The following is a 14,148-nucleotide window of genomic DNA, read 5'->3' as shown; positions in this document are numbered from 1 at the left end:
GGCGGGGGTGACGTCTCGTCAGGATTCGGTGGCGTACCGGGCGCCGATGGACTCGCGGATCATGTCCATCTGGCGCATCAGACTGAGCGTCTGGGAGTGGGGGACGAGGGGGGACTCCAGGAGGCCCTCGCGCAGGCAGCGCTGCACCTCGACGATCTCGTTGCCGTAACCGGCGCCGATGACGGGCTCGTCACCGACGATCTCGACGGGCTCGTCGCCGTTGGCGGGCGTGAAGACCGCCGAGGAGGGGTGGTGGAAGTCGGTCAGCTCGATCCGGCCCTGGTCGGTGGCGATGGCGGCCGAGCGCGAGGAGTAGGAGGTGACCGAGGAGACCATGGTGGAGAGCTCGTTGCCGGCGTACTTCCCCGTCATCACCAGGTCGAGGTCGAAGGTGGCGCCGTCGGCACCCTCGCCGAGGTTGGCCTGAGCGGTCAGCGCGCGGGCCTCGCCGAAGAGCAGGTGGGCGAAGGTCAGCGGGTAGATGCCCATGTCGAGCAGTGCGCTGGCGCCGAGCGCCGGGTCGAGCAGGCGCTGGTGTCGCTCGGGGTCGGCGACGAAGCCGAGCTCGGCGTGTACGTGACGCGGGACGCCGAACCGGCCCGACCTCACGTCGGCGACGAGGCGCCGGATGATCGGGTTGGTCGCCATCCACATGGCTTCCATGAGGAAGAGCTTCTTGGAGGTGGCCAGGTCGACCATCTTCTGCGCGTCGGCGGCGTTGAGCGTCAGCGCCTTCTCGCACAGCACGTGCTTGCCGCCCTCGAGCACGAGCGTGGCGTGCTCGAGGTGGTGGGAGTGGGGGGAGGCGATGTAGACGACGTCGACGTCCTCGTCGGCGGCCAGCTCCTCGTAGGAGCCGTGCGCGCGGACCGGGCCGTGGGCGGCGTACTCCTTCGCGAACGTCTCCGCGGACTCCGTGCTCCGTGACCCGACGGCCACGAGTCGGCCGTCGGGGACGAGCATCAGATCGGTGGCTAGGGAGTGGGCGATCCGGCCGGTGCCGAGAATTCCCCACCTGATCGAGTCAGAGTTGGTGGTCACGGCTCGACTCTAGCCACCTGGCGGGCCTCAGTGGGCGTTGGGCGGAAGCACGTTCTTGGTGTGGCTGCCCTGCACCGCGGCGAGCTCCTCGAGGAAGGAGTCGGCCCAGTAACGTACGTCCTTGGAGGCGACCTGCTTGCGCATCGCCTTCATCCGGCGGGTGAGCTCCTTCGGCTCGGCCTGGTAGGCCTCGAGCAGGGCGGCCTTCATCCCGTTGATGTCGTAGGGGTTCACCAGCCAGGCCTGGCGCAGCTCCTCGGCGGCACCGGCGAACTCGGAGAGCACGAGGGCGCCGTCGTCCTCGTAGCGGCAGGCGACGTACTCCTTCGCGACCAGGTTCATGCCGTCGCGGTAGGGGGTGACGACCATGATGTCGGCGGCGCGGTAGAGCGCGGCCATCTCCGCACGAGGAAGCGAGGTGTGGAGGTAGGAGATCGCGGGGCGGCCGATGCGGCCGAGGTCGCCGTTGAGGCGGCCGACGAGGCGGTCGATGTCGTCGCGCAGCTTGCGGTACTGCTCGACGCGCTCGCGGGAGGGCACCGCGACCTGGACGAACATCACGTCCTCGACGTCGAGCTCGGTGTCGCGGAGCATCTCGCCGAAGGCGCGCAGCCTGGCGTAGATGCCCTTGGTGTAGTCGAGCCGGTCGACGCCGAGCAGGATCTTCTTCGGGTCGCCGAGCTGCTCGCGGATCTCCTTGGCGCGCTGGTTGACGCCCTCGTCGTGGGCCATCTCGTCGAAGCCGACGAAGTCGATCGAGATCGGGAAGGCGGCCGCGTGCACGGTGCGTCCGTCGGGGAGGTAGACCAGGTCACGATGGGTCTTGTGGCCGACGCGCTGGCGCACCAGGCGGACGAAGTTCTGCGCCGCCTGGGGGAGCTGGAAGCCGACCAGGTCGGCGCCGAGGAGTCCTTCGAGGAGCTGGCGGCGCCAGGGGACCTGCTGGAAGAGCTCGGCCGGCGGGAACGGGATGTGGAGGTAGAAGCCGATGCGCAGGTCGGGGCGGAGCTCGCGCAGCATCTGCGGCACCAGCTGGAGCTGGTAGTCCTGCACCCAGACGGTCGCGCCCTTGGCGGCGACCTCGGCGCACTTCTCGGCGAAGCGCTGGTTGACCCGTTGATAGCCGTCCCACCACTCACGGTGGAACTCCGGCTTGGCCACGACGTCGTGGTAGAGCGGCCACAGCGTGCCGTTGGAGAAGCCCTCGTAGTGCTCCTCGATGTCCTGGGCGGTCATCGTCATCGGCAGCAGGTGGAGCCCGTCGTCCTCGAACGGCTCGAGGTCCTCGTCGGTGCCGCCGGGCCAGCCGATCCAGACCCCGTCGTTGGCTCGCAGGACCGGTTCGAGAGCGCTGACCAGACCTCCTGGCGAGCGTCGCCACGCTTTCGTGCCGTCCGGCATCTCCACTCGATCGACGGGGAGCCGATTGGCCACGATTACCAGGTCAGCCTGCACATCTCCGACTGTAATGGACGAGGGCCAGGTTCGGCGCCGTGTCGTTCCACCCACGACTTCCGGCCCCCTGGACCGAATACCTGTCGAGTAACACGCCGGGAGGGTGAACCACAGCGGTGTAGTTCGGCGCGTTAGGGTGTGGTCAGATGCAGACGACACCGGGGGACGAGGAATGAGCGCTGTCAACGTGCAGGTCACAGGCCCAGGCGAGGACCCCGCGAGCCTCAGCGAGCGCGACAAGCAGATCCTTGATTTCGAGCGTCAGTGGTGGAAGTACGCCGGCGCCAAGGAAGCCGCCGTCCGTGAGGCGTTCAACATGTCCGCCACCCGTTACTACCAGGTGCTCAACGCCCTGATCGACAAGCCGGAGGCCCTCGAGGCCGACCCCCTGCTCGTGCGTCGCCTGCGACGGCTCCGCGCGGCCCGGCAGCGTCAGCGCTCGGCGAGACGGCTCGGCTTCGAGGTCTGAATGACCGGCTGCGTACGTCCTTCGAAGGGTGAGCGTGGCGTAGCGCTCCCCACACCCGTCATCGCGCTGAGCGTGGTGGCCGTCGTCGCCGCGGTGATCATCTTCTGGATCACCGGGGGCGACGAAGACGAGGGCAAGGAGATCGCCCAGGCCGGTGGCAGCCCCTCGGCCTCGGCGTCGGCCCAGCCGAAGCCGGCCAAGACCGAGGAGAAGAAGCCGCCGAAGGCCGAGCCTTCGCCGGTCGACCGCGCCAAGGTCAGCGTCGAGGTCTACAACCAGTCCAACATCGGTGGCCTCGCCAGCGACGTCGCCGCGAAGGCGACGACCGTCGGCTGGAACGTCGTCGGCGAGGACAACTGGATGGGCTCGGTCCCGGAGAACACCGTCTACTACCCGCCCGAGATGAAGCGCGAGGGCCAGCAGCTCGCCGATGACCTCGGCATCAAACGGACCCATCTCTCGGTCGAGGGCTCGATGAAGGGCGACCGGCTGACGGTGGTTCTGACCGGGGCTCTCTGAGGCTTTCCGGCCGTTCTCGAACGTGTGTGATCTGACGCACGGCCGAGGCCTCCAGGTCGGCTCCGCGGCGGTCGCCGTGCCACAGTTGAGGCATGGCCGAACTCCAGCCTGATGGCGCCGCAGGAGAGCAGAAGTACGCCGCGATCGCGGCTGCTGCCGCCGAGACCCTCGTCGGTCTCGACTTCGACGGGACGCTCTCGCCGATCGTCGAGGACCCGGCCGCGGCTCGGATCCATCCGGACGCGGCCTCGGTCCTGATCGCGCTCGCGTCCCGGGTGAAGGCGCTGGCCATCGTCACCGGCCGACCGGCCGGACAGGTCGTCGAGCTCGGCGGTCTGGCCGCGATCGCCGACGCGCTCGCGGAGTCGGGCAAGGAGCTGTACGTGTTCGGGCAGTACGGCAACGAGCGCTGGAGCGGTGCCGACCGGGTCGTCGTCGGCCCGCCGCCGCCCGAGGGCCTCGCCGCCTTCGAGGCGGCGCTGCCGGCGGTGCTCTCCGCTCACGGGGCGCAGGACGCCTACATCGAGGAGAAGGGCCTCGCCGTCGGGGTCCACACCCGCCGGTTCCCCGATCCCGACGGTCTCGCCGCGCGCCTGCTCCCGCCGCTGACCGAGCTGGCCGGCCAGCACGGGCTCGTGGTCGAGCCCGGCAAGCAGGTCATCGAGGTCCGTGCCCCCGGGATGCACAAGGGCCACGCGATCGACACGCTGGTCTCGGAGGTCTCGCCCGGCGCGATCCTGTTCGGCGGTGACGACCTGGGCGACATCGAGGCGTTCGAGGCCGTCCGGGCCTGGGGGAAGACCACCGGGTCGCCGACCCTCCTCGTCTACTCCCACGCGGGTTCCGACCGAGGTCCGCTCGCAGATCTCGCCGATCTCGAGGTCGCGGGCCCGGACGGTGTGCTGGAGCTGCTGCGGCGGCTGACCGGCGAGTCGCGCCCGGTGTAACACGGTCGACGCGGCCGCCGTCCGCTCACAGCGAACACACTAACCGGAGGGAACATCCGGTTGCTCCCGGAAGTTGAGCCAATAACACTCAACTCTTCTAGGAGGGTCCGCAATGGACAAGCTTCCTGTGCTGTTCGTCTCGGATGCCGTGGTCCTGCCGGGGATGGTCGTGCCCATCGAGCTCGACGAGGCCGCGCAGGCCGCGATCGACGCTGCCCGGGCCGGCTCGGAGAGCCGCCTGCTGGTCGCGCCGCGGCTGGGGGACCGGTATGCGACGTACGGTGCTGTCGCCACGATCGAGCGCGTCGGCCGGTTCCGGGGCGGTGAGCCCGCGGCGGTGCTGAGGGCCGTCGGCCGGGCGAAGATCGGCTCCGGCGTGACCGGGCCCGGTGCTGCGCTGTGGGTCGAGGTCGAGCCCGCCACCGAGACGACCACGGAGCACGCGAAGGAGCTGGCCGAGGAGTACAAGCGGCTGGTCGTCGCGGTGCTCCAGCGTCGCGAGGCGTGGCCGGTCATCGACCAGGTCAACCGGCTCACCGAGCCGTCCGAGATCGCCGACACCGCCGGCTACGCTCCGTACCTCGACGACGACGCCAAGCGCGAGCTGCTGGAGACGCCGGACGTCACCGAGCGTCTCGAGAAGGTCATCGCCTGGGCGAAGGACTACATCGCCGAGTCGGAGGTCAGCGACAAGATCGCCGAGGACGTACGCGAGGGCATGGAGAAGACGCAGCGGGAGTTCCTGCTGCGCCAGCAGCTCGCTGCGATCCGCAAGGAGCTCGGCGAGGGCGAGCCCGAGGGCTCCGACGACTACCGGGCCCGTGTCGAGGCCGCCGACCTGCCCGAGGCCGTACGCGAGGCCGCGCTGCGCGAGGTCGACAAGCTCGAGCGTGGTTCCGAGCAGAACCCCGAGACCGCCTGGATCCGCACCTGGCTGGACACCGTGCTGGAGCTGCCGTGGGGCGTGGTCACCGAGGACTCGACCGATGTGACCGCGGCTCGTGAGGTGCTCGACGCCGACCACCACGGCCTCGAGGAGGTCAAGGACCGGATCGTGGAGTACCTGGCGGTGCGGACCCGACGTGCCGAGCGGGGCCTGCAGGTCATCGGCGGCCGTGGGTCCGGTGCTGTGGTGCTGCTCGCCGGCCCGCCAGGAGTCGGCAAGACCTCGCTCGGTGAGTCGGTCGCGCGCTCGCTCGGACGCAAGTTCGTCCGGGTCGCGCTCGGCGGTGTTCGCGACGAGGCCGAGATCCGCGGTCACCGGCGCACCTATGTCGGCGCGCTCCCGGGCCGGATCGTGCGGGCCATCAAGGAGGCCGGATCGATGAACCCGGTCGTGCTTCTCGACGAGGTCGACAAGGTCGGCAGCGACTACCGGGGTGACCCGGCGGCAGCGCTGCTGGAGGTGCTCGACCCGGCGCAGAACCACACCTTCCGCGACCACTACCTCGAGCTCGACCTGGACCTCTCCGACGTGCTCTTCATCGCGACGGCCAACGTCGTGGAGCAGATCCCGAGCGCGCTGCTGGACCGGATGGAGCTGGTCACGATCGACGGCTACACCGAGGACGACAAGGTCGCCATCGCTCGCGACTTCCTGCTGCCCCGGCAGCTCGAGCGCGCCGCGGTGACCGCCGAGGAGGCCACGGTCTCCGACGACGCGCTGCGTGAGCTGGCCGCGAACTACACCCGCGAGGCGGGCGTACGCCAGCTCGAGCGGCTCATCGCCAAGGCGCTGCGCAAGGCGGCGACGAAGCTGGCCACCGGGGCGGAGCACGTCGAGATCGGCCTGGACAACCTCAAGGACCTGGTCGGACGGCCGCGGTTCACGCCGGAGTCGGCGGAGCGTACGTCTGTCCCGGGGGTCGCCACCGGACTGGCCGTCACCGGGCTCGGTGGGGACGTGCTCTTCATCGAGGCGTCCTCGGCCGAGGGGCAGGCGGGGCTCAACATCACCGGCCAGCTCGGTGAGGTGATGAAGGAGTCCGCGCAGATCGCGCTCTCCTTCGTCCGCTCGCACGCCGCTGAGCTGGGCGTCGACCCGGCCGTGCTCGACCGCTCGCTCCACGTCCACGTGCCCGCGGGTGCGGTCCCGAAGGACGGGCCGAGCGCCGGCATCACGATGGTCACCGCGCTCACCTCTCTCGCGACCGGTCGCCCGGTGCGCAGCGAGGTCGGCATGACCGGTGAGGTCTCGCTCTCCGGCCGGGTGCTGCCCATCGGCGGCCTCAAGCAGAAGCTGCTCGCCGCCCAGCGGGCCGGCCTGACCGAGGTCTTCGTGCCCCAGCGCAACGAGCCCGACCTGGACGAGGTCCCCGACGAGGTGAAGCAGGCGCTGAAGATCAACCTGGTCAGCGACGTACGCGATGTCGTACGCGGCGCGCTCGCCGACGCCGGGTCCGCCACCGACGGCGGGGCTGAGTCGGCGCGCGCCGCCTGAGCTCGGTTCTCGCTCCCCGGGGGTAACACGATGTTCGCTGCAACACCGTGTTACCCCCGCACGGTGTCCAGATGGCGGACGGATGGTCCGCGGAGTGGAACCCGGGTGTGATCGACGGATGTTGCCTGCCGTACGATCGGTATTGCTCATCGAGAGGGACTGAGGGAACGGCCCAGTGAAGTCCCGGCAACCGACCACGAGCCTCCTCCCGACCACGGGCAGGGCGTGGGACAAGGTGCTAATTCCGGCCCGGCGCGAGAGACGTGATCGGGGAAGATGAGGAGGAGGTTTCTCATGAGCGCTGCGACCACGGAGACGAAGGGCCTGCGCGAGGGTGCTTTCGGCAACGCCTCGGCGCTGTCGTGCCGGGAGTGTGGCCACCAGATCGAGCTCGGACCGCATTACGCCTGTCCGGAGTGTTTCGGGCCACTGGAGGTGGCCTATGACTTCCCGGCCGTGACCCGCGAGGAGATCGAGGCCGGACCCCGCAACATCTGGCGCTACAAGGCGCTGCTGCCGGTGCCCGACGACATCGAGCAGAGTCCCAACACCGAGCCCGGCTTCACCCGGCTCCTGGACGCGAAGAACCTCGCGCGCGAGCTCGGCCTCGAGAAGCTCTGGGTGAAGGACGACTCCACCAACCCGACCAACTCCTTCAAGGACCGCGTGGTCGCCTGTGCGCTGAGCGCGGCCCGTGAGCTCGACGCCAAGGTCTTCGCCTGCCCGAGCACCGGCAACCTGGCCAACGCGGTCGCCGCCGCCGGCGCGCGCGCCGGGATCCCGACCGCTGTGTTCATCCCCAGCAACCTCGAGCAGCCCAAGCAGGTCAACTCCGCCGTCTTCACCGACAACCTGATCGCCGTCGACGGCAACTACGACGACGTCAACAAGCTGGCCCAGGAGATCGCCGCGGAGGAGGACGGCTGGGCGTTCGTGAACGTCAACGTACGTCCCTTCTACGCCGAGGGCTCCAAGACGCTCGGCTTCGAGATCGCCGAGCAGCTCGGCTGGCGCCTGCCCGACCAGATCGTCATCCCGGTGGCCTCGGGCTCCCAGCTGACCAAGGTTGACAAGGCCTTCAAGGAGCTCATCAAGCTCGGCCTGGTCGAGGAGAAGCCCTACCGGATCTTCGGCGCCCAGGCCACCGGCTGCAACCCGGTCGCGACCGCGTTCAAGGCCGGCGTCGACGCCATCCGCCCGGTCAAGCCCGACACGATCGCCAAGTCGCTGGCCATCGGCAACCCGGCCGACGGCATCTACGTCCTCGACGCCACCCGCTCCTCCGGCGGCGCCGTCGAGGAGGTCACCGACGACGAGATCCGCTCGGCGATCGTGCTCCTGGCTCGCACCGAGGGCATCTTCACCGAGACCGCCGGCGGCACCACGCTCGCGGTCACGAAGAAGCTCGTCGAGACCGGCGCTCTGGACCCGAGTCTGGAGACGGTCATCATCAACACCGGCCACGGCCTCAAGACGCTCGACGCGATCAGCGGCATCGTCGGCCCTCGCGCCACCATCGCCCCCAACTACGACGCCTTCGAGGAGGCCGGGCTCTCGCAGGCGTAGGGCTGCGGATGTTCGTCTAGGTATGTAGCCGAGCCGTCACTTCCCATGCGGAACTCCGCGAGGGAAGTGACGGTTCCTCTGCATACCTAGACGAACCAACCGCCCGTTCACTCTCGTGCGCTACAGATAAGAGACGTGAGCAGCGCGAAGACGAGTGAAGAGGCCAGATGGCTCGGCATGGTCGCCGCGAGCGCCGCGGTCGCCGGTGCGATCGGCGTGGTGGGGGCGGCGGCCGGGGCCGGGTTCGTGACGTTGCTGAAGAGACAGGCGGCGCACGCGCGCGACGTGATCGGCAAGCCCCTCGGCGAGGTGGCGATCTACGCCGACAAGGTCTACAAGAAGACCTACGGCGGTACGCCGGTCGAGCTCCTCGTCCTCGGTGACTCGATCGCCGCGGGACTGGGCGCGGAGACCAGAGGCGGCACTCTCGGCGCTCGGCTGGCCAAGGGCACGGCGAAGGCCCTGCTGAGGCCGGTACGGCTGCGTACGGCCGCCGTGGTCGGGGCTGAGACCTCGATGGTCCCCGCGCAGCTCGAGTCGTTGCCGGAGGGCTACCGGCCCGATGTGGCGGTGGTCGTCGTCGGGGGCAACGACGTCACCCACCGGGTGCCGCAGAAGGACTCCACCCGGGTGCTGGGGGAGGTCATCGACGCGCTGCGTGAGCGTGGTGCCGAGGTCGTCGTCGGCACCTGTCCGGACGTGGGTGCGGTGCGTCCGCTGCCGCAGCCGCTGCGTTCGCTCGGGCGCCGGATCGCCAAGCAGCTGGCCGACGGCCAGCGGGAGATCGCTCTCGCCCGGGGTGCCCACGTCGTCTCGCTCTCCGACGTCGTCGGCCCGTTCTTCATCACCAACCCCGACGAGATGTTCGCGATCGACCACTTCCATCCCAGCGCGATGGGCTACAAGCGCACCGCCAAGGCGATGCTGCCCTCGGTCCTCGCCGCTCTCGGGCAGGTCCAGCAGGTCCCGTTCGGTCATCACCTGCCCGAGCTCCCACCCGAGGCAACCGAACCGCCGGGCCTCGCTGACCCGGCCCAGCACAGCGAGCCCTGACGCCGACCCGGCGCTTCTGTCCCGCACAACGACGCCGAGTCGGCGCGTCTGTCCCGTACGGCTGGGACAGTTGCGCCGACTCGGCGTCTGGGGGCGGGACAGTTGCGCCGACTCGGGCTACTTGTCGTCCGCCTCGTCCGGGGCCTTGCCGCCGGTGCTGAGCAGGTCGGCGGTGAGGCCGGTGGCGGCTCGGTAGTCGACGGTTCCTGCAGGCGTACGCGGCACCGACTCGACCAGCAGCACGAGCTTGGGCTCGTGGGACTCCCCGAGCCGGTCGCGGGCGTGCTTGCGCAGGTCGGCGGCGGTCGTCTCGGTGGAGGGGGCCAGCTGTACGAGCGCCGCGACCTGCTGGCCCCAGCGCGGGTGGGGCATGCCGAAGACGGCGGCGTCGACGACGTCCTCGTGGCCGAGGAGCACGCCCTCGATGGTCTCGGGGTGGATCTCGAGGTCACCGGTCCGGACGAGGGTCGCAGCCCTGCCGAGCAGGGTGATCGAGCCGTCCTGCTCGCGACGGGCGAGGTCGCCGGGGAATGTCCAGCGCCGGTTGTCGATCAGCTTGATCGCGGTGGCCGAGCGGGCGTTGTCCTTGTAGTAGCCGAGGGCCGCGGGGCCGGAGCGGGCCAGCAGCCCCTCGACCCCGGGGGCCGCCGGGGTGAGGTCGGGGGTGAAGACCTCCACCTCCGGGCCGACCATGAACCGCGTCTCGCCGGGCACCAGCGGGGAGCCGTCGTCGGCGCGGGAGCCGGTGACGCCGGTCTCCAGGGTGCCGTAGGAGTCGACGATGACCCGGCGGGCGAACGCGTTGCGAAGGACGGAGAGGACGCCGTCGGAGAGCGGCGCCGCGGTGTTGGAGACGCCGGCGAGCGAGCGCAGCGGCCAGCGCTTCTTGCCGGTCAGCCGGGCGTTGGCCACCGGGCGGGCCTGGGCGTCGCCGAGGAGCGTGATCGCGGTCGCGCCGGCCTGCTCGGCGAGGTCGAGGAAGGCCTCCGCCGAGAACGACGCGGAGGTGTCGAGCACCGCGGTGCCGCCGGCGACCAGCGCCCGCAGGAGCAGCAGCTGGCTCTGTCCGTGCAGCAGCGGCCCGCCGGCGAGCAGGACGACACCCGAGTCGCGAGCGGCCGCCTCGGCGGCGAGCCCCTCGACCGAGGGGATCGGCGCGTTGCGGCGGACCGTGTTGAGCGCGGCCCAGACCAGGTCCTCCTGGCGCCAGACCGCACCCTTCGGGGTGCCCGTGGTGCCGGTGGTGAAGATGATGTGCCAGTCGCCGGGGGTACGCCCGACCGTCGGCCGCTCCTTGGACGCCGCGGCGACCTTGGCGTCGTAGTCGGGGCCGAGGACGACCCGGTGATCCAGCGACAGCGAGAGCTCGTCGAGGTCATCGGTGAACTCGGGGGAGACGATGGCCGCGACGCAGTCGGTGGCGGCGTACGTCCGGGCGAGCTCGTCGCGCCGGTAGGCGTGGTTGATGTTGACCGGGATCGTGCGGGCCTTGAGGCACCCGTAGAGGGCGTCGACCCACTCGATCCGGTTGGTCGCGTGGATCGCGACCTGGGCACCCGGCTCGAGGCCGACGCTCAGCAGATGGTTGGCCAGGCGCGTGGCGCGCTCGTCGATCTCGGCGTACGAGTAGGTGCGGTCGGTGGTGACGACTGCCGTGCGATCGGGGATCGCATCGGCCATCGCTTCCAGGATGTCGGGCAGTGTGAGGGGGATCACGGCGGACACAGGACGTCTGCGCCTTCCTTGGTAGGGCCGGGGATAGGGCCGTACGGCACCGAACCGTACGTCGGATCAGCCGGTCGTCACCTACGCGCCTCGAGCAGCTCGGCAGCGACCGTAGCGCTCGCACGATAGTCCACCTTGCTCACGGGCGTGCGGGGGACTCGCTCCACGAGCAGGATGTCCTTGGGTGCCTTGTAGGCCGAGATGAGGCTGCGGCAGTGCTCGCGCAGCGCGTCGGCCGAGGTCGTGGCGCCCTCGCGGAGCTGTACGAGCGCGGTCACCTGCTGGCCCCAGCGCTCGTGCGGGGTGCCGACGACCGCGGTGTCGAAGACGTCGGGGTGACGCAGCAGGACCGACTCGACCTCCTCGGGGAAGACCTTCTCGCCGCCGGTGTTGATGCAGCCCGAGCCCCGGCCCAGGACGGTGATCGAGCCGTCCTCCTCGCGCCGCGCGAAGTCGCCCGGGATCGACCAGCGCTGACCGTCGATCTCCTTGAACGTGGCCGCGGTCTTGACCGGGTCGTTGTAGTAGCCCAGCGGGATCGAACCGGTGCGCGCGAGCATCCCGGTCTCGCCCGGCGCGCACGGCTCGAGGTCGGCGTCGAAGACCTGGACGTCCATCCCGACCTGGAACTTCGGCGCGGCCTGTGCGCCCTCGTTGCCCTCGTCGACCTGCATGCCGGTCGCCCCGGACTCCGAGGCGCCGTAGGAGTCGAGGATGTAGCGGCCCGGCAGTGCCTCCCGGAGCTGGGTGCGGACCCCCGCGGACAGCGGCGCGGCGCCGTTCGAGACGGCGAACAGCGCGCTCAGGTCCCAGCGCTCCGGCTCGCGCAGGATCGCCTCGGCGACCGGGCGGCCCATCGCGTCCCCCAGGAAGGTGAGCGAGTTGACCCCCGCGGCCTGGACGAGGTCGAGGATCGTCTCGGCCGACCAGGTCGGCTCGGTGTAGAGCGCGACCGTGCAGCCGGCGACATGGCCGTTGCCCATGATCCACTGGCTCCCGCCGTGCATCATCGGACCGCAGGCCAGCAGCACCATCGGCGTCTCCTGTGCCGCGGCCTCCTCGGCGAGCTGCTCGACGGTGTCGAACGGCGCCCCGAACCGGCTCGCGTTCAGCGCGGCCCGGATGATGTCCTCCTGGCGCCACACGACGCCCTTCGGCATGCCCGTGGTGCCGCCGGTGTAGATGATGTAGCGGTCGTCGGGGCTGCGCTCGACGTCGGGGCGCTCCTTGGAGGCGGCGGCGACCGCGGCGTCGTACTCCTCGCCCAGCACCAGCGTCGGGATGCCCAGGCCGAGCGCGGCGACCGCCTCGACGTGCTCCGGTCCGATGATCGCCGCGACCGCGTCGGAGTTGCGATAGAGGTGGTCGAGCTCGTCGTGGAGGTACTTGTGGTTGATGTTGATCGGCACCGCCCGTGCCTTCATGCACCCGTAGAAGGCGTCGACCCACTCGATCCGGTTGCGGGAGTGGATGGCGACGTGGTCGCCCGGTTGGATGCCCTGCCCGAGGAGGTGGTTGGCCAGCCTGGTCGCGCGCTCGTCGACCTCGGCGAAGCTGTAGGCGTGTTCCATCGTGAACACGGCGGTGCGGTCGGGGATGGCGTCGGCCATCGCCTCGAGGATGTCAGGGAGAGTGATCGGGGTCACAGGACCGAGTGTGGCAATTAGAACGTGTTCTCGTCTAGCGATTGGGGCGCAAAAACCTGCCAGCGCATCGCGTCGCCGGGCGAGGTCGGCCCGTTCCGGCCCGTGCGCGCAGAGCGCGAGGGCCTCGGCGTAGGCCTCGATCGCCTCGTCGTGCCGCCCCGACCGTTCCAGCAGCTGCGCACGAACGGCAGGCAGCCGGTGTCCCGGGAGCGCGACCGACTCCAGCGCCCGGAGCCCGGCCTCGGCCCCGGAGGCCTCGGCTACCGCGACGGCCCGGTTGAGACGTACGACCGGGGTGTCCTGGAGCGCGAGCAGCTCGTCGTAGCGCTCGACGATGCGGTCCCATGCGGTCGCCTCCGAGGTGGGCGCGACCGCGTGCTCCGCGGCGATCAGGGCCTGGAGCAGATAGGGCGCCGGTGCGGCGTGGGCGAGCGGGGTGAGGATCGCGAGGGCCTCGGTGATCTCCTCGAGGTTCCAGGTGGTGCGGTCCTGGTCGGGGAGCAGGACCAGGCCGCCGTCGGGCCCGATCCGGGCCGCCCGGCGGGAGTGCTGCAGCAGCATCAGGGCGAGCAGCGCGTCGACCTCCTGGTCGGGGGCCGGGAGCACCGTCCGCAGCACCCGGACCAGCCGGATCGCCTCACCCGCGAGATCGCTGCGGACGACGTCGGCACCGGTGCCGGGGGCATAGCCCGCCGTGAACGCGAGGTAGGCGACCTCGGCCACGATGCCGACCCGTTCCCGCAGATCGGCGAGGTCCGAGGGCACCTCGAAGGAGGCGCCCGCCAGCCGCTTCCGTGCCCGGGTCAGCCGTGCCGCCATCGTCGCCTTCGACTGCAGGAACAGCCGCCCGATGTCCTCGGTGGAGACACCGAGGACCAGCCGGAGGGTGAGGGCAGCGGCCGCCTCGCGCGACAGCGTCGGGTGGGCGCAGAGCAGCACCAGCCGCAGCCGCTCGTCGGTGACCGCCTCGCCCCCGGCCCCGGCCGGCACCGTGGCCATGACCTGCTGCGCCTCCTGGGTGAGCCCGGCATCGACCACCAGCAGGGGCATCTTGCGCGCCAGCACCTCCTCCGAGCGCATCCGGTCGACGATCCGCCGCCGGGCGGTCGTCAGCAGCCAGGCCGGCCCGTTGGCGGGCTCACCGTCGACCGGCCAGTGCCGGGCGGCCGCCTCGAAGGCGTCGGCCAGCCCGTCCTCGGCGAGGTCGAGACGGCGGAACTGCGCGACGAGCAGGGCCAGCAGCCGGCCCCACTCCTCGCGCAGCAGCGTCTCCAGCATCGTCGGTGG

Annotated in this window: 10 protein-coding genes and 1 riboswitch; of the genes, 6 read left to right on the top strand and 4 right to left on the bottom strand. The window is 70.6% G+C overall.

Annotation, left to right across the window (positions count from 1 at the left end; genetic code table 11):
• Positions 1-18 precede the first annotated feature (18 nt).
• On the bottom strand, positions 19-1,041 hold the full coding sequence (locus ACZ6WN_RS08745) for a Gfo/Idh/MocA family protein (protein ID WP_465864113.1): 1,023 nt from the start codon (positions 1,039-1,041) through the stop codon (positions 19-21).
• 27 nt (positions 1,042-1,068) lie between these two features.
• Positions 1,069-2,550: an alpha,alpha-trehalose-phosphate synthase (UDP-forming) gene (locus tag ACZ6WN_RS08740; RefSeq protein ID WP_465864112.1), complete on the bottom strand. Its 1,482-nt coding sequence runs from the start codon at positions 2,548-2,550 to the stop codon at positions 1,069-1,071.
• A gap of 118 nt (positions 2,551-2,668) precedes the next feature.
• On the opposite strand from ACZ6WN_RS08740, the gene ACZ6WN_RS08735 reads away from it, so the two are divergent.
• From ACZ6WN_RS08735 to ACZ6WN_RS08710, 6 genes are all read left to right on the top strand, one after another.
• Positions 2,669-2,965 (top strand): DUF3263 domain-containing protein, encoded by a 297-nt coding sequence (locus tag ACZ6WN_RS08735; protein ID WP_091046051.1) that lies wholly within the window; start codon positions 2,669-2,671, stop codon positions 2,963-2,965.
• A complete protein-coding gene (locus ACZ6WN_RS08730; RefSeq protein WP_465864111.1) occupies positions 2,966-3,484 on the top strand; it encodes a LytR C-terminal domain-containing protein in 519 nt (172 codons plus the stop codon). It abuts the gene before it with no gap.
• A gap of 92 nt (positions 3,485-3,576) precedes the next feature.
• Positions 3,577-4,431 (top strand): trehalose-phosphatase, encoded by an 855-nt coding sequence (gene otsB, locus ACZ6WN_RS08725; protein ID WP_465864109.1) that lies wholly within the window; start codon positions 3,577-3,579, stop codon positions 4,429-4,431.
• Between the two features lie 112 nt (positions 4,432-4,543).
• A complete protein-coding gene (gene lon / locus ACZ6WN_RS08720) occupies positions 4,544-6,871 on the top strand; it encodes an endopeptidase La (RefSeq protein WP_465864107.1) in 2,328 nt (775 codons plus the stop codon).
• Between the two features lie 143 nt (positions 6,872-7,014).
• Positions 7,015-7,154, top strand: a riboswitch (SAM riboswitch).
• Between the two features lie 11 nt (positions 7,155-7,165).
• Positions 7,166-8,437 (top strand): threonine synthase, encoded by a 1,272-nt coding sequence (gene thrC / locus ACZ6WN_RS08715; RefSeq protein WP_465864105.1) that lies wholly within the window; start codon positions 7,166-7,168, stop codon positions 8,435-8,437.
• A gap of 135 nt (positions 8,438-8,572) precedes the next feature.
• Complete coding sequence (locus ACZ6WN_RS08710) at positions 8,573-9,490, top strand: SGNH/GDSL hydrolase family protein (RefSeq protein WP_465864103.1); 918 nt, start codon at positions 8,573-8,575, stop codon at positions 9,488-9,490.
• Between the two features lie 117 nt (positions 9,491-9,607).
• On the opposite strand, the gene ACZ6WN_RS08705 is transcribed toward ACZ6WN_RS08710, so the two are convergent.
• Both ACZ6WN_RS08705 and ACZ6WN_RS08700 read right to left on the bottom strand, forming a co-directional pair.
• Positions 9,608-11,206, bottom strand: a complete 1,599-nt coding sequence (locus ACZ6WN_RS08705) for an AMP-binding protein (protein WP_465864102.1) — start codon at positions 11,204-11,206, stop codon at positions 9,608-9,610.
• 86 nt (positions 11,207-11,292) lie between these two features.
• A complete protein-coding gene (locus ACZ6WN_RS08700; RefSeq protein ID WP_465864101.1) occupies positions 11,293-14,139 on the bottom strand; it encodes an AMP-binding protein in 2,847 nt (948 codons plus the stop codon).
• Positions 14,140-14,148 lie beyond the last annotated feature (9 nt).

It is taken from the genome of Nocardioides sp. NPDC054178 (genome assembly GCF_055585005.1).
This window is presented reverse-complemented; position numbering and strand designations above follow the sequence as displayed.

Coding starts and splice junctions, on each gene's coding strand:
- otsB (WP_465864109.1), top strand. CDS start 3,577: ATGGCCGAACTCCAGCCTGATGGCGCCGCAGGAGAGCAGAAGTACGCC.
- thrC (WP_465864105.1), top strand. CDS start 7,166: ATGAGCGCTGCGACCACGGAGACGAAGGGCCTGCGCGAGGGTGCTTTC.
- ACZ6WN_RS08730 (WP_465864111.1), top strand. CDS start 2,966: ATGACCGGCTGCGTACGTCCTTCGAAGGGTGAGCGTGGCGTAGCGCTC.
- ACZ6WN_RS08735 (WP_091046051.1), top strand. CDS start 2,669: ATGAGCGCTGTCAACGTGCAGGTCACAGGCCCAGGCGAGGACCCCGCG.
- ACZ6WN_RS08700 (WP_465864101.1), bottom strand. CDS start 14,139: ATGCTGGAGACGCTGCTGCGCGAGGAGTGGGGCCGGCTGCTGGCCCTG.
- lon (WP_465864107.1), top strand. CDS start 4,544: ATGGACAAGCTTCCTGTGCTGTTCGTCTCGGATGCCGTGGTCCTGCCG.